The sequence below is a fragment of the Flavobacterium sp. AK-345 genome (assembly GCF_058310175.1).
Window position 1 is genome coordinate 425,658 of record NZ_JBZEER010000002.1, and the last position, 23,192, is coordinate 448,849.

A 23,192-nucleotide genomic window follows, 5' to 3' on the forward strand; every position below is an offset into this window, starting at 1 on the left:
AAAACTAGTTAAAAATATTTAAAATATAGCTTTTTTACTACAAAATATAAAGACTAAAATTCTAATCCAACTTGATTTTTAATTCCTTCCACAATCTTACTCAAATCCAGACTATTTTGATGTGACCAAAGTTTACTTTCTATCTGATTGTTTCTAATGCAGTTATGACATTCTATTGCTTCATGTGAATATCCTTTTCCTAAAGTTGGAAAACTAAAAGCGGTTTCTTTTTCTTCTTTAATAATAGCATAACCATCTGCCATAAACCACGGAGCGTTGAGTTCTATTCGCCCTTTTGTTCCCCCAATTACAGCTTTCATATCAGATTCTGACACTATTGAAGTATGCAAAATGGCTTGTCCGTTTTCAAATTCTAAAATTATGGATGTCTGTAAATCAATTCCGTTTTCGTGAATAATAGATTTTGCACATGTAGTTTTTGGAATTCCACACATTATATAGGAGAGAAATAAAGGATAGACGCCAACATCAAAAAGAGCTCCTCCTCCACTTTGTTTATCAAATAATCGGCTTCCAGGTGTTTCATTTCCAATAAAATTAAAATCGGCTTTAAGGTATTTTACCTCTCCAATTTCTCCGTTTTTCACTTTTGCCAAAGCATCCTGAACCGACGGAATAAATCGTGTCCAGAAAGCTTCCATAAAAAATTTATTGTGTTTTTTTGAAGCTTCAGTCATTCGAACAGCATCATTATATGAAAGTGCCATTGGCTTTTCGCATAAAACATGTTTTCCGTTTTCTAAGGCTTTAATAGAAAGTTCTGCATGAGAATTATGCGGAGTAGCGATATATATAATGTCTACATTTTTATCTGCAAAAAGAGCATCGTAAGAATCGTAGGCTTTTGGGCAGTTGTATTTTTGCGCAAATGCATTTGCATTGTCCTTATTTCGGGAAGCTACGGCAACTATTTCGGCATCATCAAGCAATTGTAAATCTGTAGCAAACTGATTTGCAATGTTTCCCAAACCTATAATTCCCCATTTAATTTTCTGAATTTCCATTCTTAAGTTTTAATTATAAAAAATGTTAAAAAGATCAAATATACGTCATCAACATAAAAAATAAGACGATTTTCGGCAATAATCGATGTGTTTCAATCATAAAAAATCAATAAAAAAACAGGAAAAGTATGTAAATTCTCAAATGAGGCTAAAAAAATGTTGCCAAATTGTAAATTTTAAGTCCATTTTAACAAATACATTCAAAACTGAGGGGGTTAAAATGAAATATTAACAAAAATTAAACATTACACTCTATTTTTTATAGGGGTGTTGATTGATTTTATATTTTTATCAAAAATTTAAAACTAAATAACTATGCGAAAAATTATTTTAAGCGTGATTCTTATCACGATTTTATTACTATCTATTTTTTCTATCTCATTTGTTACTGAATCAAAAACATTAGGCGCTCACGTTGTTGAACTAAAACTTGATACAGGTGATACTGCATGGATGGTTGTTGCAACTGCGTTTGTATTATTAATGACTCCGGGATTAGGATTTTTCTACGGAGGAATGGTAGGAAAGAAAAACGTAATCAGTACTATGCTTCAAAGTTTCATGGCAATGGTAATTGTTACTGTACTTTGGATAGTAATTGGATTCGGATTGTGTTTTGGACCATCAATTGGTGGTTTCATCGGAAATCCTTCGTCAAATATATTTTTTCAGGGAGTAAGCGCGAATACCGCCTGGGAGTTGGCACCAACAATTCCGATGATACTTTTCGCTTTATTTCAGGCAAAATTTGCTATTATCACTCCTGCATTAATAACTGGAGCTTTTGCAGAACGTGTACGTTTCTGGGCTTACTTATTGTTCATGGTTTTATTTATCATATTTATATACGCTCCATTATGTCACATGACTTGGCATCCTGACGGATTGTTTTTTGGATGGGGAGTTCTTGACTTCGCTGGTGGTACCGTAGTACACATGAGTGCTGGTTGGGCTGCTTTGGCCGGAGCAATCTTTTTAGGAAAACGTAAAGTTCAAAAAGTAAACCCTGCCAGAATTACTTATGTATTATTAGGTACAGGTTTATTATGGTTTGGATGGTTTGGATTTAATGCAGGTTCTGCTGTTGGAGCCGGAAGTCTTGCTGCTCAAGCTTTAGGAACTACTACAATTGCTGCTGCTTCTGCTGCTATGGCATGGGTTTTCCTTGATAAAATATTAGGTCACAAATTATCTGCTATGGGTGCTTGTATTGGTGCTGTAGTTGGTTTAGTTGCCATCACGCCTGCTGCAGGTTTCGTAAGCATTCCTCATGCTTTAGCTATTGGTATCATTGCCGCTGTAATTAGTAACCTTGTAGTGAGCAAATTCCCTAAAGGAAAAATTGACGATGCTCTTGACGTTTTTGCTTGTCACGGTGTTGGAGGAATGGTAGGAATGTTATTAACTGGAGTATTTGCTTCTAACACAGTAAATTCAGTTGTTGGTGACAATCAAGGTTTAATCTTTGGTGATGCTACATTATTCTTAACACAATTAAAAGCATTGGTACTTGTTTCTGTATTTGCTTTCGTAGGTTCATACATTTTATTCTTCGTTGTAAATAAAATTACTCCTCTAAGAGTTACTGAAGAAAAAGAAGAATTAGGATTAGACATTTCTCAACACGGAGAATATTTATAAAAATCAATTTCCAAAACCAAAAAACAAAACTAACCAAAAAAAAAGCGCTCTTATTCAGAGCGCTTTTTTGATTTATTTTAGATTTTAGATTAAAATAGAAGTCTTTCATCTATTCTCTTTACTCTATTCTCTTTATTCTTTATTTAAAATTAGAAATCCCTTGTTTCAGCCAAACCAAATATTCTTCGGTACTCACATAACTAATTGTTGGTTTTGTATCGTTTAGATTTTTTCCTTCCAAGTCAGTTATAATGTATAAAGGCTGTGTATTTGTTTTGTATTTAGAGATCATAAAATCGGTCCATTTATCGCCAACTGTTATGATTTTATCTCCTGCAGCTGTTACAAATTGTTCTTCTTTTGGCAATTCGCGTTTATCATCAACATAAAGAGAAATCAGTACAACATCATTTTTTAAGATGGGTAAAATTCTTTCGTCAGACCAAACATTATTTTCCATCTTTCTGCAATTTACACAGGCATATCCTGTAAAATCAAGCATGATTGGTTTATTGATTGATTTTGCAAAAGCTACACCATCTTCGTAATCATGAAAAACCATAATTCCGTGTGGGCCTAACTCTGCTCCTTCTGGTAATCCTTTTTCAGAAACAACACCGTTTCCTCCTCCTCCAGAACCTCCAAATCCAAGCGGACTTTCACTATATGTCTGAGGCGGTGGAAAAGCGCTTATCAATTTCAAAGGTGCTCCCCAAAGTCCCGGAATTAAATAAATTGTAAAAGTCAATACAATTAATCCGAAAGATAATCTTCCTACAGAAATATGATTCGTAGGACTATCGTGTGGCAATGTAATTTTTCCGAAAAGATAAAAAGCCAAAGTTCCAAAAATGGCAATCCAGATCGCTAAGAAAACTTCTCTTTCTAGTAAATGCAATTGCAGCACCAAATCTGCATTTGATAAAAATTTGAATGCTAAAGCCAATTCTAAAAATCCTAAAACTACTTTAACGGTATTCAGCCATCCGCCCGATTTTGGTAATGTATTTAACCAACCCGGGAACATCGCAAACAACATAAACGGCAAAGCCATTGCAGATGAAAATCCTAACATTCCAATAACAGGCGCAATTCCTCCGTTTGAAGCTGCTTCAACCAATAATGTTCCTACAATTGGTCCTGTACATGAAAAGGAAACAATTGCAAGAGCCAAAGCCATAAATAATATTCCAACAATTCCGCCTCTGTCTGCTTGCTGATCTGCTTTGTTTGCCCAGGAATTTGGCAGCATAATTTCGAAAGCTCCCAAAAATGAAACCGCAAAAACAATCAATAACACGAAGAATATCAAATTAAACCAAACATCTGTAGACAAAGCATTTAAGGCATCTGCACCAAATACTTTAGTAACAATTAAGCCTAATATTACATAAATAGCAATAATCGAAAGTCCGTAAATAATCGCATTTCTAATACCTTTCGCCCTGCTTTTACTTTGTTTTGTAAAGAAACTTACTGTCATTGGAATCATTGGAAACACACAAGGCGTTAACAATGCCGCAAACCCTGAAATAAAAGCAATAAAAAAGATTGACCACAAACTTCTTGAAGATGCCGGTGCAGGAATTTCTTCTTTTGAAGTTGCAGCAACTTCTGTTTTAACTGTTTCTTTTTTAGCTTTTTCTACCGAAGCTGATAAAGTATCAACAACCAAAGCCGGAACTTTTGTTTCGTCTAATTTTGATTCTGTTATTGCAGGAACGTCATCCATTTTGAATGTTGACGGAACGCTGATTGAGAATTTTTTATTAGAATTGATACAAACTTCTTTACAAACCTGAAAGTCAAAATCAACATCAACTGTTTTTAAATTTGGATTTATAATCTTGATTTCCTGCTCTATATGTGCTTTTCCTTCAAAGAAAGTTTCATTTACTCCAAAAACGTCATTAAAAGCCGTTCTGGTTTTTCCTTCTTTGGCTTTGCCTATTAATTCGTAGTTTCCTTTTTGATTTTTAAAGACAATCTCCAACGCAAGCGGGCCTCCTTCCGGAGTAAATTGCGAGTACATATGCCAGTCTTTTTCAATAGTACCATCAAAAATTAAAACGGCGTTATTGCCTTTTTTTTCAATTTTAGAAGTCCATTTTACCGGTTCTAAAATTTGAGCGTTACTATTTGCAAAAGCAAAGATGAAAAATAACAAAAAAACAATGGTTTTATTCCAGACACTTTTTGATATTGAAGCTTGATAGGATTGAGTAAAGTTCATTATTGTAATTCTATTTTAAGTATTTTATTAGTGGTATTTTCTATTTTAAAACGTTCGTCCTGCCTAATTCCTACGACCCAAACAATTTGATTATCAGAAGATAAAATCCATGTTTTTTCTTTTTCAATAAGCGACAATTTCTCATCTTTAAAAAGTTTGCTTACTTTTTTAGATTGTCCATTCATACCAAAAGGATGAAAAACATCTCCCTCATTCCATTTACGTAAAACCAAAGGAAACTGGATTTTTTCGGCGTCCACAAAGATAGACTTATTTGAATCTATTGTAATGTCATCTACACGACAAAGCTTCAATTTTAAGGGAAAATTAACGTCTTCTTCATTTTCATTGATTTGATATTCTTCTCTTTCGTCTTCTTCAGAAATCGGACTCAAAATCAAGGTATTTCTGTTTTTCAACAGTCTAAATTCTGCAGCAAAAACCTGTTTACCAGACTGACCATCAACCAAATCATAAATATCATTCCAAGCCACAAAACCAAATTCGTTGAGCCATTGGTACAAATAAGACTTGTAATTGGGTAACTTTTTAAGCTGATTTAAATCAAAATGAATATCATCGCCGACCTCTTTTGCCACTTGCTGATAAATCATAATCGACGCATCTTCAACCATTTCTTTCGATTCCTGCAAATACGACTGTGACTTTTGAAAAGCATTCAAAAAGTTCGGATTGATCTCTTTTAAAATCGGAACCAAAACATGACGGATTTTATTTCGAAGGTATTTATTTAATGCATTACTGCTGTCTTCCCGCCATTCGATATTATTTTCTTCGGCGTATTTCAGGATTTCTTCTCTCGAAAAAGGCAAAAGCGGACGTATAATTTTATCATTCTGTTCCGGAATTCCGATTAAACCATCCAATCCCGTTCCGCGCGTTAAATTGATAATAAAAGTTTCCAGATTATCATCGGCATGATGAGCGGTAAAAATATAGTCGAAGTTTTCGGTTTCCAAAAGTTCATAAAACCAGCTATAACGCAATTCACGCGCTGCAACTTGTGTAGAAAGTTTATAATCTTTTGCAAAAGCCTCGGTGTCAAACTGTGTTGTAAAAATTGGAATATTATTTTGATCACAGTAATTTTGAATGAAGTCCTGATCGCCAAAACTCTCTAATCCCCGAAGTTGAAAATTACAATGTAAAACCGCAATTTCGTAAGACAATTGCTGAAATAAATGCAGCAAAACCATACTGTCTAAGCCTCCGCTTACAGCAAGAAATATTTTTTTTCCTTCCAAAAATGGAAACCTGGAAACGATATGATTTTGAAATTTTGAAAACATTTGATAAATGTAAAAAATTAAATTCGATCTATTTTTAAATGAATTGTTAAGCGTGTGTTTTTTTTGCCACGAATTGCACGAATTAGCACTAATTTTTTCACGCAGATTAAGCAGATTTTTTTGTCACAGATTAGAAGATTTCAAAAGATTTTTTTTAATCATTTTTAATCCTTTAATATCTGGCAAAAATTAAAAAATTCGTGCCAATTCGTGTAATTCGTGGCAAACCCTATTTATCGTAAAACTTCATGCATTGCCTTTGCTTTCAACAAACATTCTTCGTATTCTTTTTCAGGAATGGATTGTGATGTAATGGCACTTCCTACTGAAAATGAAACGTATTGATTTTCCTGATTGTACAAAATACTTCTAATAACCACATTAAAATCAAAATCACCATCCGAAGTAAAATACCCAACGGCTCCGCTATACAAACCTCGTTTAGTTTCTTCCATGTTTTCGATGATTTTCATTACCGAAATTTTTGGCGCCCCCGTCATACTTCCCATAGGAAAAGTCGTTTTTAAAACATCAATTGGTGAATATTGCGGATCCAATTTTGAAGTTATGGTCGAAATCATTTGATGAACTTGCAAAAACGAATAAATCTTGCAAAGCTCCACAACTTCAACCGAACCTTTTTGCGCTGTATGCGATAAATCATTGCGAACCAAATCCGTAATCATGATATTTTCTGCACGTTCTTTTGCATCTGATTCCAGAAATTGTTTTGATTTTTCATCTTCAATAGGATCAATAAATCGTTTTGAAGTTCCTTTAATAGGTTGAGAAATTAACTTATCTCCCATTTTTTTCAAATATCGTTCAGGCGATGCTGAAAGTAAATATTGTTTATGATTTTTAAAGAAAACAGAAAATGGTGCTTGCGAGATTTCATTCAGTTTCTGAAATTTATCTAACGGATTTATAATTGCATTTTCGGCGAAATATTCCATACAAAAATTGGCTTCATACATATCACCTGCGTGAATGTGGTTCAACATTTTTGTTACTTTTTCGATATAAAATTCTTTGTTGATTCTTTGTTCGATCTCTAAAGATTCCTGACTTTTATATTCTAATTTTTCACTTTTAACTATTTCCTCAAAATCTTCTTCAACTTCATCATCACAAAGCAATAAATACTGAATTTCAAGCTGATTTTCTTTCAGTATAAATATTTTTTTGGGCTGAAAGAAAAACAAATCCGGAAAATCCAATCCGTCAAAATTTGTCGATTTTAAATCTTCAACATCATTCTTTAAATCGTATGTTAAATACCCAAAAAGCCAGTCTTTTGTAGTTTGCTGATATTGTTTCAGGTCTTCAAAAGCATTGTGAAAATCGGTTTTTAAAGATGTAAAAGCATCTACCGCCAACATACAATTAAAACTTGAATATTCTTGAGGATAAGAATTGCTATCCAAAAAAATAACTTCGCGAAATTGCTGTGACCATACCAAAAGTTGCTGCTTAAACTGCTCTGGATTGGGAATATGTTTATGTATGGAAACTCTCAAAAAAGTATAAATTTTAGACTTCAAAATTACGACAAAAAAAATCCTTCAATAAAAGAATACTCAAAAATTATTGGCACACTTTTTAGTATACCGAATTAGCGCGCATTAACAAAATCTTTTTTTTTAACAGAAAATCATCATTAATGAGATTCAAAACTTTATTTATTAATCAACTTTAAAAACTTTTATGAAAACAATTGCACAATTAGGTTTGACAACCTTGGTAATCATCGCATTACTATTTTCCTGTAAAAAAGCTGATAATGCTTCTGCCGAAGCAACTGCAGATTACGCAATTACAGACAGCACGGCTGTTTCATCATCGGCAGCAGTCGAAAAGAAAGACAGCAAACAGAAATTTATTCGAACGGCTAATATTAAATTCAAAGTCAAAAACGTCGTCAAATCTACATATGCAATTGAAAACGCTGTAGCGAAGTTTGGTGGTTTTGTTACTTACACCAATTTACAAAGCAATATTCACGATCAGATTAAAACGAAAATCAGTCAGGACAGCACACTCGAAACCACTAAATATTCTGTAGAAAATAATATTACGATTCGCGTACCCAATACGCAACTTGATACGGTTATAAAAAGTATTGCCAGACAAATTGATTTTCTGGATTTCAGAATCATTAAGGCCGATGATGTTTCGCTTAAATTATTAGCCAATCAGCTTTCGCAAAAGAGAAGCACCTTAAACGAAAAAAGGGTTGAAAAAGCAATTGATAACAAAGGCAAAAAAATAAATGATATTATGGAAGCCGAAAATACTTTGGCTAACCAAAAAGAAGCCAATGACAACCGAACAATTGATAATTTATCATTACAGGATCAGGTTAATTTTAGCACGGTTACTTTACAGCTTTACCAAAATGAAACTATCAAACAGGAAATTTCTGCAAGTGAAAAAGACAGTAATGCCTACAAACCTAATTTAGGAATTCAGAGTATTGATGCTCTTAAAAATGGCTGGTATATTCTGGAAGCGATTTTTGTCTTCCTCTTAAATCTTTGGCCGTTTATATTAATCTGTTTGGGAAGTTTTTTTCTTTATAGAAAATATATCAGGAAGTAACTAAAACTGTTAATAAATCAGCAATTTAATAAGAAAAAATTCATTATATTTGATATAGGATTAAATTAATCCCAAAATAGGATTGTATTGATTATAAAATTCTCAATAAAACTGGCCGAAAAACAGATTTTTGTTTTATTAGAGAATTTCGATTTGTAATGTTATCAGCAAAATAAATTATATTTTTTAACCTATCTTAAATCCTAGTATTATGAAAATTGCAACCATTATTATCCGCGTCCTGATTGGTCTTTTATTGCTTTTTGCTTCAATCAGTTATTTTTTCCATTTAATGCCAGAACCAGAAACTACAGGAAATTTTAAAGCCTTCAATGTTGGTTTAATGGCTTCAACTTATCTAATGCCTTTAGCTAAATCAATTGAATTGCTTTGCGGAATTGCATTTGTAACAGGACGTTATGTAACATTAGCAAATATTTTGATCTTACCCATAACGGTAAACATTTTGTTTATCAATTATTTTCTGGCTCCCGAAGGTTTGCCAATTGCAGCACTATTGTTCCTTGCTAATTTATTTTTAATCTACAGATACTGGGATAATTACAGAAGTGTTTTTAAAGTATAATTTAATTTTACTTAAACATAAAAAAACCCGGCACTTAATAATGTCGGGTTTTGTCTTTTAATTTCTATCGTGTTTTACCCAAACCAGTTCAGAAGTATCGTAACCAATTTCCTGAGCTTTTCTAAGGTAATCTAATTTGATGTTTTCCGGTATCGAAGTTTCTCGCGAAAGTATCCACATATATTTGAGGCTTTCACCTGCAACAAGCGCATATTTATAATCCGGATCTATTGCAACTACATTATAACCAGAATAAAAAGGACCAAAAAATGAGACCTTAAGCATACCAACGTTGTCCTTTTTGACGAACTTGGCTTTCCCGATGCTTTCTTCCCATTTGTCTTTTTTGACATTATAGCCCTTATTATCAACTTTTATAGTGCCATCTTCGTTGAGCGAATATTCGGCAGTTACATTGTTTAAGTCTTTCTCCCATTTATAATCTAATCTGGCAATTTCATACCATTTTCCCAAATACTTTGCTTTATCAAAATTGGTGACAGCAACAGCTTTTTCTGGAATTTTAGATTTGCAGGAATATAGTAAAAGTGCAATTCCTGCTCCTATTAAAACCGGAGTTATATATCTATTTTTCATGATGTTGTCTTTTTTATAATTATAAAGATAACATCAGAATTACACATCTAATTTACAAAATTTTTCTTCAGGTTTATATTTTTTTAGGTATTAAAATTTGATATAAAATGAAAAACCCGTCAGAATTAAATTCTGACGGGTTTAAAATATGACTTTACGTTAAATTACACGTGTATCGCTCTATTTTCTGTTGCTGCCAATGCTGCTTCTTTTACCGCTTCCGCGAAAGTTGGATGCGCATGGCTCATTCTTGAAATATCTTCAGCAGAAGCTTTAAATTCCATTGCAGTAACCGCCTCAGCAATTAAATCTGCTGTACGTGCTCCAATCATGTGAACTCCTAAAACCTCATCTGTTTTTTCGTCAGCAAGAATTTTTACAAATCCGTCTAAGTCAGCACTTGCTCTTGCACGTCCTAACGCTTTGAAAGGGAAACTTCCAGATTTATATGCAATTCCTTCTGCTTTTAATTGCTCTTCCGTTTTTCCAACAGCAGCAACTTCCGGCCATGTATAAACTACACCAGGAATTAAGTTATAATCGATATGTGGTTTTTGGCCCGCTAAGATTTCAGCAACCATAGTTCCTTCTTCCTCTGCTTTGTGTGCTAACATCGCACCGCGAACAACGTCACCAATTGCATAGATATTTGGAACGTTAGTTTGTAAATGATCGTTTACTTCAACTTGTCCTCTGTCTGAAATTTTAACTCCTGCTTTGTCAGCGTTCAATCCGTCTGTATATGGACGACGACCAACAGAAACTAGTGAATAATCTCCTTCAAGAGTAATTGTTTCTCCTTTTGCATTTTCAGCCTGAACAACTACAGCATCGCCATTTCTTTCTACTGATTTTACTTTGTGAGAAACGTAGAATTTCATTCCTTGTTTTTTCAATACTTTAGTCAATTCTTTAGACAAAGAACTGTCCATTCCCGGAATAATTCTGTCCATGAATTCCACTACAGAAACCTGAGCACCAAGACGTAAATAAACTTGTCCAAGCTCGATTCCGATAACTCCACCACCAATAATTACTAAGTGTTTTGGAACTTCTTTTAATTCTAAAGCTTCAGTAGAAGTGATGATTCTTTCTTTATCAATTTTGATGAAAGGCAAAGAAGATGGTTTTGAACCTGTAGCGATTACAGTATATTTTGCTTCGATAGTTTCAGATGTTCCGTCAGCTTTTGCAATCGCAATGTGCGTTGCGTCTACGAAAGAACCTAAACCAGTGAAAACAGTAATTTTATTTTTGTCCATTAAGTAGTTGATTCCACCTACGGTTTGATCTACAACTGCTTGTTTGCGGGCAATCATTTTCTCTAAATTGATTTTTACATCTCCAGAAACCTCGATTCCGTGATCTGCAAAATGAGCAATTTCTGCATAATGATGAGAAGAAGATAATAATGCTTTTGAAGGAATACAACCTACGTTAAGGCAGGTTCCGCCAAGAGAATTATACTTTTCTACAATTGCTGTTTTGAAACCTAATTGTGCGCAACGAATTGCTGATACATATCCGCCCGGTCCTGAACCTATAATGACTACGTCAAATGAACTCATAGTTTGTTAATTTTATTTTTAGCGATACAAAATTAAGGAATAAAGTTTTGTTTAAAGTTTAAATCTCAATGTTTTTTGTGTGAAATTTTGGGGTGGAGGTTTTAGCCACAAAGGCTCTAAGACGCGAAGTTTTTTAATTTTAATTTAATAGTAAAGTTCGCTAAGAGTTTTGGAAGGATCGCTAAGTTTTTCTTTTTAATCTCGCAAAGTCGCAGAGTCGCAAAGTTTTTGCGATAACTAAATTGAATAGCGTACAGCTTTAGCTGGATGTAAAAATAAATTAGGATAAAAAAGGCTTTAGCCAAACTTATCATTTGGCTAAAGCCTTTTCCTTCTCAAACCTAAAATCTCCAGCTAAAGCTGGAGGCAATTCAAAATAAAAAACCTAAAACCTTATCGACTAAAAATCTTAGTGAATTAAAAAAACTTTGTCACTTTGTACCTCTGAGCCTTTGTTCCTAAACTTAGAATCTCAGCAACTTAGAACCTTAGTCCCTTCCTTAAAAAATCACCGTCGAATTCTTTACTTCGCTAATCATAAACATACTTTGTGTACTTCCTATATGCTGTAGTGAGGTTAATTTGGTTACTAAAAATTCTCTGTAGGCTTCCATATCTTTTACTAATACTTTTAAGATATAATCATAGTCACCACTTACGTGATGGCATTCTAAAACTTCATTGAGTTTGATGACTTCGCTTTCGAATTTGGTTAGGAATTCTTTGGTGTGCTGAATGAGTTTTAGATGACAGAAAACTACAAATCCTTTATCTATTTTGGTTTTATCTACCAATGCGACGTAGTTTTTGATGATTCCTTCGCGTTCTAATTTTTTAATTCTTTCGTAAACTGCTGTTACTGAAAGATTCAATTTTAATGATAATTCTTTGGTTGTTTTTTTACTATCTGTTTGTAATAAAACAAGGAGCTTTTTATCGGTGGCGTCTAGGGTCATATTTATAGTTTATGGTTCGTTGCAGATGAAAGAAAATCTATTGATTTGGAAATATTTAAACAAATTTAGATTAATAATCTTTATAAAATTACTTCTGTAGTTTTAAAATCTAATTATTACACTCATCATTGATTAATTTTCTATTAAGACGTTATTTTGGATAGAATTTCTATTGATAACGAGTGTCCTAGCCCAGATTGAAGTGGAAAGCCCGGAGTAAAAAAGGCAAAAGTTTCTTGGGCTAAAAAAGCGACCGGAGGAAGCTCTTTTTAGACCATTAGAAACTTTGCCTTTTTTATGAGGACTTGAAACGGAAAGCTGGAATAGCTTCAAATTAAAATTCCAACAAATAAATTCCAATGGCAATTGCAATATCAAAAAAATCAATTTCAATAATAAACAACAAACTAAAAACAATAAACTAAAAAAACATATGAAAGACTTTAACCCAGCAGATAAAATTCAGGATTTGCAATACTTTGGGGAATTTGGGGGAGTAAATCCGTCAATTTCTGATTCTTCTACTTATACTTTTTTATCAGCAAAAACCATGTTTGATACTTTTGAAGGAAATATGGAAGGCTGCTATTTGTATTCGCGCCATTCTTCGCCAAGTAATTTGTATTTGGATCAGGCTTTGGCGGCGATGGAAGGTACAGAAACGGCAAATGTTTCGGCTTCGGGAATGGGAGCGATTACACCTACGTTATTGCAGCTTTGCGGCGCGGGTGACCACATTGTTTCAAGCCGAACGATTTATGGCGGAACCTATGCTTTTTTGAAGAATTTCACACCTCGTTTTGGCATTGAAACGAGCTTTGTTGACATTACAAAATTGGATGTTGTAGAAGCCGCAATTACGACAAAAACGAAGGTTTTGTATTGCGAAACGGTAAGTAATCCGTTATTAGAAGTGGCTGATATTGCTGGTTTGGCTAAAATTGCAAAAAAACATAATTTGAAATTGGTTGTCGATAATACATTTTCGCCTTTATCGGTTTCGCCGGCAAAATTGGGTGCCGATATTGTAATTCATAGCTTGACAAAATACATTAACGGTAGCAGCGATACAGTTGGCGGTGTGACTTGCGCCTCTAAAGATTTTATTAATTCGCTGAAAAATGTAAACTCCGGCGCGAGCATGCTTTTAGGGCCTACGATGGATAGTTTGCGATCGGCTTCGGTAATGAAAAATCTTCGAACACTGCATATTCGTATTAAACAACACAGTCATAACGCGCATTTTCTAGCGGATCAATTTGAAGCTGACGGTTTAAAAACGGTTTATCCGGGATTGAAAAGTCACCCGAGTCATGAATTGTACAAAACGATGATTAATCCGGAATATGGTTTTGGGGGAATGATGACGATTGATGTTGGAACTTTAGAAAAAGCCAATGAATTAATGGAATTAATGCAAGCAAGAAACTTGGGTTATTTGGCGGTAAGTTTAGGGTTTTATAAAACACTTTTCAGCGCGCCGGGAACTTCTACTTCTAGTGAAATTCCGCTGGAAGAACAACACGAAATGGGATTAACAGATGGTTTGATTCGTTTTTCGATTGGGTTGGATAATGATATTCAGCGTACTTATGAGATGATGAAGGAATGTATGGTGGAATTAGGAATTTTGAAACACGAATTTCACTAATTTTCACTAATTATTGCGCCGAGAGTTTTCGCAGAGAATCGCTAAGATATTTCACGCAGATTTAAAAGGATTTAAGCAGATCTGCACAGATTTATTTATTGCGATTCGCTAAAAAAAATCTATTTTAATCTGCTTAAATCTGCAAAATCTGCGTGAAATAAAATCATATTAATCGTTTTAATCTGTAGCAAAATGAAAAAGCCGTTCTGAAATCGATCAGAACGGCTTTTGCTTTAATTTTGTTCGAAATGTCTAAAAGATTGCCAATATTTATCTTTGTAAATCTCATAGCTTATTTCAAAAGTCTGGCTGTATTTTTTGATTAATGCGTCTACAACTTTTGGTGGTTTTCTAAATTCTTTACAAGCAAAAAAGATTTCTCTTTTATTGTTTGCTGTTTCTCTTCCAATATTTAGATATCCATCAGAATCAGGCAGGCTAAACATTATTTCTTCTTCAATTTCATCTAATAACTTATACGTCACATCATCAGGCAAACCTGTTTCGTCTGTTTTTTCAAATGGAATTGCAACAATAAAAATCCAGGGATGAGATGCTTTTTTATCCCACTCTAAAACCGTTGTATTGATTATTGCTAAAATAACTCCACGCTCTTGGCTTTTTCCTTCAAAAGTTGCGTAACCATCATTTTCCGTATTATGTCTTGTCCCTTCATATTTTTCGACAAACTCCTTTTCTCTCCAAATTAAATAATCTTTTAATTTTTCGATTGGTATCAATTCTTGAGAAATATCATTTGTGCCTATCACTTTCATATTATCTATTAGAGTAACAGAGTGCAATTCTCCTAAGTAATTATCCAAAAAAATATAAACACCATTTGTTACAGCGGGTTTTTTATCTTCCTCAAAATAATCGTAAACAATTGTCAAATCAATTTCGTCCGGATAGTCGTTATGAATATTAGGATAAAATTTTAAATTGCTTTTATCAAAATTAAAATTTTCATAAGTTATACCAACATCATTAATATCTGATGCAGATTTAAGAGCCGTAAACTTCCAGCCTTCAATTTTTGGGGCCGCATCGACTAACTCTTCTACCACATAAATATTTTTAATCGCTCCGTCTGGCGTTAGGATCAACTCTGCGGTTTGATTATTAAACATTCCGGTCAAAAAATAAAAACCATCATGAATTTCACCTAATTTTGGTGCAATTTTATCTAAAAACCCTTTATGTATATTGTCTCCATCCTGAACAATTTTGAAAAACTCTTTTTCATGTTTTAAAAACCAATTCCAAAAATCACTATACGATTCTATTGGAGCATCTTTTTTGCCCCATACATTTTTCAGGAAACTCATATCTGTTTAAAAAATTAAATTAAAATTTACAAGCTGCAAACTTAAGAAAAAGCCTATAGGAAATAAGAATATATTTTTATAAAAAACAAAATAAAAAAGCCATTCTGATCAATCTCAGAACGGCTTTTCATTTATAATTATAAATCAAACTTATAACTTCTCTACGAAGTTTAGTTTACTGTTTTTTCTACTATAAGTAAAGTAAATAAATAACCCGATTAGTAACCAAACTGTGAAGTAAATCCAGTTCCAGACACTTAATTCGGCCATCATGTAAAGGCAGCAGATTAATCCTAAAAGCGGAATTAAAGACAAGTTTTTTCTGAATGCCCAAACGGCTAATCCAACCAAAACAAAAAGGAAAATCCACATTGGTATTTTATGTTTGAATAAGCTGAAACCTGATTCGTATTTTAATGAATCATTAATTGGCAAACCTTTTACAACTTCTGCATATTTTGCTTCGTCGTCTTGGTATTGACTTAATAAATGCTCTAAATCTGAGGTTTCGGCAGTTTTATTTTTAACATCGATGCTTTCTAAATAATTGAAAACTTTCGCAGATTCTTCTTTGTCTAATGACGTAATTATTGTTGTTGCGTCGTTTGTTTGTGATTCATTATTGATAAAAGCCATTGTAGCTTTATTATTGAAAGCAAAAGCATAATACAAACCTGCGATCATTAAAACGGGCATAATAAATTTTGAATTTACATATGGCGTTTTGAATTTTCCTCTCGGAATTTCTGGTTTATTTTGTAAAACCAAAACTCCGGCGCAAACTAATACAAAGGCAAATAAAGTCCCTATACTGCATAAATCTGTTACCATTGTCAAATTCAAAAACAAGGCTGGAATTGCCACCACAAAACCGGTTACAATTGTCGCAAAAGATGGTGTTTTGAATTTTGGGTGAACGGTAGAAAATTTCTTTGGCAACAAACCATCACGGCTCATACTCATCCAGATACGCGGCTGTCCCATTTGGAAAACCAATAAAACGCTCGCCATGGCAATTACAGCACTTACAGCAATAATTCCAGACATCCATTTTAGGTCTAACTTGTCGAATACAAACGCTAGAGGATCTCCAACATTTAATTCATTATAACGCACCATTCCGGTTAAAACCAAGGCAATGGCTATATATAATATTGTACAAATGATAATTGCCCACATCATTCCGCGTGGTAAATCACGTTGTGGATTTTTACATTCTTCTGCAGTTGTCGAAATCGCATCAAAACCAATATAAGCAAAGAAAACGGCTGACACTCCTTTTAAAACTCCGCTCACTCCATTTGGTGCAAACGGATCCCAATTGGCTGTATCTACATAAAACACCCCAACTGCAATCACTAAAAGTACAATGCAAAGTTTTACCACTACCATGACATTACTCGCATTACGAGATTCTTTCATTCCACGGTAAACCAAGGCTGTAATTAAAATAATGATAAACAAAGCTGGCAAATCAGCCACAAAATGAAAAGATCCAATTGTTGGCGCTGTTGTCCAGGCTGTATGTGCGGCTTGCAAAGAAGCACTTAAATTTTCGAAAGATTTTCCGCCCTGCATTAAAGCTGTGGCATCTTTAAATCCATTTGAGGCTGTTAGATAGTCCATCTGAATCCATTGCGGAAGATGAATTCCGCCACTCTGGAGCAGTCCGGTAAAATAATCACTCCACGATATGGCGACTGTTATGTTTCCTACGGCATATTCCATAATTAAAGCCCAACCAATTATCCAGGCGATAATTTCTCCAAAAGCTACATACGAATACGTATAAGCACTTCCGGAAACGGGAACCATCGAGGCAAATTCGGCGTAAGCAAAAGCGGCAAAACTACATGCAAGAGCTGTAAATAAAAACAAGAAAATTACGGCTGGTCCACCGTCTGCACTGGCTTTTCCGATCGTACTAAAAATTCCTGCACCAACAATTGCTGCAATTCCAAATGCAGTTAAATCCCTGGTCGTCAAATGCTTTCCAAGCGCATTATGACCGTCTGCTTCGTTTTTTGCAACTTGTTTCAGAATATCTTGTACCGTCTTTTTTCGGAATAAACCTGATAATGCCATATTGTATTTTCTAGTTTAAAATTAATTTCTTTCGGACTTTATGCTTTTATTTTGCAAATAATGCAAAAATTATCCTGATTTCAAATATATAAAACGATTTTGTTTTATTGGGAATTATTTTTTGCTGCTAAGGCACTAAGACACGAAGTTTTTTTGCCACGAATTTCTCGAATTTTCCCGAATTATTTTTTGCCCACTGATCTAACAGATGGAACGAATTCACACAGATTATTTAAATCCTGAAATAATGATTAAATTTTTCACGCAGATTTAAAATGATTTAAGCAGATTCGCGCAGATTTTATTTATTGTTAAATCTAAAATAAATCTGCTAAAATCTGCCAAATCTGCGTGAAACAAAAAAAATTCGCATTTATCCACGTTTTCACGAAGTGAATCCGTGTTATCCGCGTGCCATCTCTCAACGCAAACAGCTTCTCAAAATACTTACCGGATGCTGTGCTTCACGTTTCGTTCCGTCAAAAATTTGATGACGGCAGCTGGTTCCTGCTGCAGCAATTTTTACGTTTTCGGCGGTGGCGCGTACTTTTGGGAATAGCGTATCTTCACCCATTTGCATACTTACCTGATAGTGTTCTTTTTCGTAACCAAAAGATCCTGCCATTCCGCAACAGCCTGAATTGTAAATGGTAACTGTATTATTTTTTGGCAAATTAAGCATTGCAAAAGTTGCTTCAACCGAACTCAATGATTTTTGATGGCAATGTCCGTGAATCTTGATTTCTTTCTTTTCTTCAGAAAATGAATCTGGCGTAATTTTACCGTCTATGATTTCTTTTTTAAAGAATTCTTCGATCGTAAAAGCATTTCGGGATAACTTCTCTGCTTCTTCCTTATCATCTGCCAAGCGAAGATATTCATCACGGAAAGTTAAAATAGCCGAAGGTTCAAGACCAACCAAAGGTGCATTGCCTAAAACCAAATCCTTAAAAATGTTGACATTGTGATTGGCTATTTTTTTTGCTTGCTCTAAAAAACCTTTAGATAAATACGCTCTTCCGCTTTCTTCATGGTCGATAACCAGAACCTGATATCCTAATTTAGTTAATAATTCCAAGGCATCGATTCCTATATTTACATCATAATAATTGGTAAATTCATCTACAAACAAATACAATCTTCCGTTTGGAAAATCCGTAACTGTAGGTTTATAATTTTCGTGCCATTTTCTGAACGTTTTTTTTGCCAAAAGCGGAACTTGTCTTTCCGGCGCGATTCCCATACTTTTTTTAACGAACGATTGATTCGAAATAAAGTTGGTTATCGACGGAAACAAACTTCCCATTTTATTGAGTTTTGCGTTGTGTGCAAAAATCTTATTGCGGGTCGAGAATCCGTTTGCTTTTTGGTATTGGTATAAAAATTCGGCTTTTAGGGTTGCAACGTCTACATTACTCGGACATTCGCTGGCACAGGCTTTACAGCTCACGCATAATTCAAAAACTTCGTATAATTCTTTTTGGTCGAATTTATTTTCTTTTTCAGAATACGTCAAATATTCACGAAGTGCATTCGCTCTGGCACGCGTTGTTTCTTTTTCATTTTTGGTTGCACGATAACTCGGACACATCGCTCCTCCTGCCGATGGTAATTTTCTACAATCACCAGATCCGTTGCATTTTTCGGCAGCACGCAAAATCCCTAAACTGTCTGAGAAATCCTGAAACGTTTTAATATCCGGTTCTACCCTGCCCGAAACCACACGATGGTTTTCGTCCATTTTTAAAGCGTTCACAATCTTCCCGATATTCAAAACCGAATTCGGGTCAAACGCTAATTTGATTCTTTTTAGCAATTCATAATTTGTCTCGCCAATCATAAACGGAATAAACTCTCCGCGCACAATTCCGTCGCCATGTTCACCGCTTAATGACCCTCTATACTTTTTTACCAAAATCGCCACATCGGTCGCGATGGTTCTAAAGAGCTTAAGATCTGATGTTTTCTTCAAATTCAAAACCGGACGCAAATGCAGTTCTCCCGCACCTGCATGTGCATAATAAATCGCACCTTGTCCGTGACGTAACATCATGGCTGAAAACTCGGCAATATAAGCTGGCAAATCGCTTAATTCTACGGCTGTATCTTCAATAGAATCGGCTGCTTTGTCGTCTCCAACAATACTTCCTAAAAGTCCGAGTCCGGCTTTTCTAAGTTCGTTTACTTTTTCAATATCTGCCCCGTAAATTTTTACGAGCGCGTAACCAAAATTATTTTTTTCTAAATCGGCAACTAAAGCATTCGCCTGATTTTCGGCGTCTTCTGCATCGTGCGAAGCTACTTCAAACATCATAATCGCTTTGGGTTCACCTTGTAAAAAGAAACGGTTTTTAATGTGTTCCCGATTCGTTTTAGTACAATCCAAAATCGTGTCGTCGATCATTTCACAGGTGTACAAATGATGTTTCATTGCCACCACAACAGATTCCAGCGATTCCTGAATGCTGTGATAATGCGCCACAACCATAATATTATTGGCCGGTGGTAAATCGTCAACTTTTAAAGTAATTTCATAAGTAAAGGCCAAAGTTCCTTCGCTTCCGCAAAGTAATTTCCCGACGTTAATTGTGGGTTCAGTTCCACCAAACAAATCCGATTTCAGTAAAATATCAACGGCATAACCTGTATTTCTTCTGTGAATTTCGGGTTTCGGAAACTCTTTTATAATTTCATCCTGCGTTGCTTTTACCGAAAGTTCGTCGTAAAGGCTTTTGTATATTTTATTTTCTAAAGAATCTCCTTTGCTTTTTTCGATAAATTCCGCCGAAGTCAGCTCGTTAAAAACCACTTCAGAGCCATCGCTCAAAATTCCTTTGATTTCGACAATTTTATCGCGCGTTACGCCATAGCGAATCGATGTTGTTCCTGAAGAATTATTGCCCACCATTCCGCCAATCATACAGCGGTTTGAAGTCGAAGTATTCGGGCCGAAAAATACGCCGTGCGGTTTCAGAAATAAATTCAGTTCGTCGCGAATCACGCCTGGCTGAACCGTAACTGTTTTTTTAATTGGGTCAAAATTCAGGATTTTGGTAAAATTCTTAGAAACATCGACCACTATTCCGTCGCCAACCGTTTGTCCGGCAAGCGAAGTCCCGGCAGTCCTTGGCGTAATAGAAATATTGTGCTGCGCCGCAAACCGAATCAGTTTACTAATATCTGCTATCGTTTTAGGCACGGCAACCGCTTTTGGTTTAATCCGGTACACCGAAGCATCGGTCGAATAAAGCGTTTTATGAAGATCATCGTATAAAAGTGTTCCTTCCAACGATGCTGATAATTGTTCTAAATCCTTAAGTATTGACATTTATTTATTACCTGAAAATGAATTACAAAAATAGTTTTTTTTTAGGTTCTAAGGGGCTAAGTTGCTAAGGTTCTAAGTTTTTTTCCACGATTGTCATCCTGAGCGAAATCGAAGGCTTTTGAAACCTAAACTCAAACATTAACGAAAAAGTTGAAATTTAGAGTTCATTTAGTAGAATTTCATTTTTAATTAGGAGCTATTTCCTGCTGTCCTTCCAAATCTTTTGTAGTGACCCCCACTACAAAAGGATTTTCCCTCCCATCAGGGCTAGGGCAGTTGGTTTCTTAAGAAGATTTAAAGTCAATCTTTCACTTCAATCCTTTTAAACTTTTTAGATAAAGGATCTATAATATTATCCTCGAAAAGCTTTATTTTTGTTGCTTTTTCTTTTGAAAACCATCCAAAATCATCTTCGCTTTTGCCATTTATTAAATACAAACTTAGCTTAACGGGAACATGTTTATCATATTCTCTCTCATCTAATTCTAAGTAATAGGTTAATTTTTCTCCATCTTTAAATATTCTTACTGTATTTATTTTTGATCTACCATGAACCGAGTCCTGGTGAGAGATATAGATTGATTTATCTGAAATTGTTTGTAATTCGTTTTTTAAGTTTTCAACTGTTGTATTAAACTCATATTCTTTCATTTCATCAGGACCGCTTGGACCTGGACGATGAAAGTAAATATAAATTAATCCATAGAATAATAGTTTATTAAATACGTACCCTACAATAAAAATGATCATTAAGTACTTTAATATTTTTCTTATTACCGATTCATTCATCTATATGTTTTTTTGCATTGCTATTCTTCAATTCTTTCAAACTTTTTAGATAATGGGTCTATTATAGTCTCTTCAAATAATTTTGCTTTTTTATATTTTTCGATTGAAAACCAGCCAAAATCATCATCGATTTTGCCATTAATAGAAATTAAATTGTAACTTGTATATAAATCTCCTCCTTCAGCATCTTTTATTATAAATGAATCCTTCTCTATTTTAATAATAATTAATTTTTGTTTATATCCTCCTCCCAAATCACTTATAGAATCTTTACAGCTTATACTTGATTTTTTATTACAAATCGAAAATATTTCATTTTTAATAATACTTGTACTTATTCCAAATTGATAGTTTTTTATTCTGCCTTGGCCTCCTGCTCCATAAGAATACAGAATTGCAAAACCTACCCAATATAATACAACCATACTAAGTGCTGTACAGCCTAGAATAGCTAACCATTTAATAATTTTCATTTGAGACTTTTGATTTTAGCGAATTAATTATAATTTATTATCAATTGAATTTATTTATCTTTTAATATTTTCTATAATATTTCAAAATATATAATGGAAAAAAGGCTACCAAGATGGGTAAAAACATTAACATAAAAGCATTACTCATTCGTAAAAAAAATAATTCTAAGATTATAATAAGTAAATACAAAAGGAACGGTATTAAAAAATAATGGCTTTTATCATTTTCCTGATCAAAATAAATAAATAATGATGACGCAAATAAGATTGTATATAATGGTATATTGTACAAAAACATTATAATTTCAAACATAAGAGCCCTTGACTCTCCTTGAAAATTTAAATCAGTAAAAAACAATAATAAAACAAAACCAATTAAATAATTTGATAGTAAAAAAGATTCGCTCTTATATGAAATGTAAATTATAAGAATTAAGAAACTTATTTGAATGAAATTACTCAGCATATATGTATATTTTTTTCAACTCTTTTAAACTTTTGAGGTAACTAATATTTTATTAGTTACCTCATTTCCCTTTTTTCATCAAATCATTATTCGTCAACTCTTTCAAACTTTTTAGATAATGGATCTATTATAGTCTCTTCAAATAATTTTACTTTTTTATATTTCTCAATAGAAAACCAGCCAAAATAATCACTTGATTTGCTATTTATATAATAAAGATAAAAGCTTGTATTATTAATTTCTTCACTTCCCATATTCCATAAACGCAAATCATAAACTGTTTTATTGTTTCCTTTTGTGATTTGTATTATAACTAATGTTTTTGTAAATCCATTATTATCAATAGTATCTTTATAGGATAGATAATTTGAATTACTACATATCATTTTTAACTCTTTTCGTAAATTATTTTTGGTTGTTTTAAACTCATATGCCTCAATCCTTTTTGGTCCACCTGCACCATACGAAAAAAGAATAGCAAAACCGATCCAATATAATACAACCACACTAAGCACAGTACAGCCTAAAATAGCTAACCATTTAATAATTTTCATT

17 protein-coding genes are annotated in these 23,192 nt (G+C 33.8%); 4 read left to right on the forward strand and 13 right to left on the reverse strand.

Annotation, left to right across the window (positions count from 1 at the left end):
* Positions 1–53: 53 nt before the first annotated feature.
* On the reverse strand, positions 54–1,025 hold the full coding sequence (locus tag AC4FQ3_RS06140) for a Gfo/Idh/MocA family protein (RefSeq protein ID WP_491181255.1): 972 nt from the start codon (positions 1,023–1,025) through the stop codon (positions 54–56).
* Positions 1,026–1,340: 315 nt separating this feature from the next.
* Between AC4FQ3_RS06140 and AC4FQ3_RS06145 the strand changes: the two genes are divergently transcribed.
* Positions 1,341–2,666 carry an ammonium transporter gene (locus AC4FQ3_RS06145; RefSeq protein WP_042566579.1) on the forward strand — a complete coding sequence of 442 codons (1,326 nt, stop codon included), beginning with the start codon at positions 1,341–1,343 and terminating at the stop codon, positions 2,664–2,666.
* Positions 2,667–2,805: 139 nt separating this feature from the next.
* On the opposite strand, the gene AC4FQ3_RS06150 is transcribed toward AC4FQ3_RS06145, so the two are convergent.
* The 3 genes from AC4FQ3_RS06150 to AC4FQ3_RS06160 all read right to left on the reverse strand — a co-directional run bounded on the left by AC4FQ3_RS06150 (position 2,806) and on the right by AC4FQ3_RS06160 (position 7,729).
* Positions 2,806–4,899 carry a protein-disulfide reductase DsbD family protein gene (locus tag AC4FQ3_RS06150; RefSeq protein WP_491181256.1) on the reverse strand — a complete coding sequence of 698 codons (2,094 nt, stop codon included), beginning with the start codon at positions 4,897–4,899 and terminating at the stop codon, positions 2,806–2,808.
* Positions 4,899–6,209 (reverse strand): tRNA lysidine(34) synthetase TilS, encoded by a 1,311-nt coding sequence (gene tilS / locus AC4FQ3_RS06155; protein WP_491181257.1) that lies wholly within the window; start codon positions 6,207–6,209, stop codon positions 4,899–4,901. Before tilS ends, AC4FQ3_RS06150 begins: the two co-directional genes overlap by 1 nt.
* A 233-nt stretch (positions 6,210–6,442) precedes the next feature.
* Positions 6,443–7,729, reverse strand: a complete 1,287-nt coding sequence (locus tag AC4FQ3_RS06160) for an anthranilate synthase component I family protein (RefSeq protein WP_491181258.1) — start codon at positions 7,727–7,729, stop codon at positions 6,443–6,445.
* Positions 7,730–7,916: 187 nt separating this feature from the next.
* Here AC4FQ3_RS06160 and AC4FQ3_RS06165 point away from each other — a divergent pair, with 187 nt between their 5' ends.
* The gene (locus AC4FQ3_RS06165; protein WP_491181259.1) at positions 7,917–8,810 is read left to right on the forward strand and encodes a DUF4349 domain-containing protein; all 894 of its coding nucleotides are present in this window, start codon (positions 7,917–7,919) and stop codon (positions 8,808–8,810) included.
* 211 nt (positions 8,811–9,021) lie between these two features.
* Positions 9,022–9,396, forward strand: a complete 375-nt coding sequence (locus AC4FQ3_RS06170; protein WP_491181260.1) for a DoxX family membrane protein — start codon at positions 9,022–9,024, stop codon at positions 9,394–9,396.
* A gap of 57 nt (positions 9,397–9,453) precedes the next feature.
* Here AC4FQ3_RS06170 and AC4FQ3_RS06175 read toward each other — a convergent pair whose 3' ends face one another.
* The 3 genes from AC4FQ3_RS06175 to AC4FQ3_RS06185 form a co-directional block, all read right to left on the reverse strand.
* Complete coding sequence (locus AC4FQ3_RS06175) at positions 9,454–9,993, reverse strand: lipocalin family protein (RefSeq protein ID WP_491181261.1); 540 nt, start codon at positions 9,991–9,993, stop codon at positions 9,454–9,456.
* A gap of 164 nt (positions 9,994–10,157) precedes the next feature.
* The gene (gene lpdA, locus AC4FQ3_RS06180; protein WP_491181262.1) at positions 10,158–11,561 is read right to left on the reverse strand and encodes a dihydrolipoyl dehydrogenase; all 1,404 of its coding nucleotides are present in this window, start codon (positions 11,559–11,561) and stop codon (positions 10,158–10,160) included.
* A 500-nt stretch (positions 11,562–12,061) separates the two neighbouring features.
* Positions 12,062–12,517 carry an Lrp/AsnC family transcriptional regulator gene (locus AC4FQ3_RS06185; RefSeq protein ID WP_042566586.1) on the reverse strand — a complete coding sequence of 152 codons (456 nt, stop codon included), beginning with the start codon at positions 12,515–12,517 and terminating at the stop codon, positions 12,062–12,064.
* Between the two features lie 433 nt (positions 12,518–12,950).
* On the opposite strand from AC4FQ3_RS06185, the gene AC4FQ3_RS06190 reads away from it, so the two are divergent.
* Positions 12,951–14,168 carry an aminotransferase class I/II-fold pyridoxal phosphate-dependent enzyme gene (locus tag AC4FQ3_RS06190; protein WP_491181263.1) on the forward strand — a complete coding sequence of 406 codons (1,218 nt, stop codon included), beginning with the start codon at positions 12,951–12,953 and terminating at the stop codon, positions 14,166–14,168.
* Positions 14,169–14,401: 233 nt separating this feature from the next.
* On the opposite strand, the gene AC4FQ3_RS06195 is transcribed toward AC4FQ3_RS06190, so the two are convergent.
* From AC4FQ3_RS06195 to AC4FQ3_RS06220, 6 genes are all read right to left on the reverse strand, one after another.
* Positions 14,402–15,496, reverse strand: a complete 1,095-nt coding sequence (locus tag AC4FQ3_RS06195; protein WP_491181264.1) for a DUF695 domain-containing protein — start codon at positions 15,494–15,496, stop codon at positions 14,402–14,404.
* Between the two features lie 150 nt (positions 15,497–15,646).
* Positions 15,647–17,581: an amino acid permease gene (locus tag AC4FQ3_RS06200; protein WP_042566589.1), complete on the reverse strand. Its 1,935-nt coding sequence runs from the start codon at positions 17,579–17,581 to the stop codon at positions 15,647–15,649.
* Positions 17,582–18,002: 421 nt separating this feature from the next.
* The gene (locus AC4FQ3_RS06205; RefSeq protein WP_491181265.1) at positions 18,003–20,909 is read right to left on the reverse strand and encodes an FAD-binding and (Fe-S)-binding domain-containing protein; all 2,907 of its coding nucleotides are present in this window, start codon (positions 20,907–20,909) and stop codon (positions 18,003–18,005) included.
* 300 nt (positions 20,910–21,209) lie between these two features.
* Entirely contained in the window at positions 21,210–21,698 is a 489-nt protein-coding gene (locus AC4FQ3_RS06210; protein ID WP_491181266.1) for a hypothetical protein, read from the reverse strand.
* Between the two features lie 20 nt (positions 21,699–21,718).
* The gene (locus tag AC4FQ3_RS06215; RefSeq protein ID WP_491181267.1) at positions 21,719–22,171 is read right to left on the reverse strand and encodes a hypothetical protein; all 453 of its coding nucleotides are present in this window, start codon (positions 22,169–22,171) and stop codon (positions 21,719–21,721) included.
* Positions 22,172–22,723: 552 nt separating this feature from the next.
* Entirely contained in the window at positions 22,724–23,191 is a 468-nt protein-coding gene (locus AC4FQ3_RS06220; protein WP_491181268.1) for a hypothetical protein, read from the reverse strand.
* Between the last annotated feature and the right edge of the window lies 1 nt (position 23,192).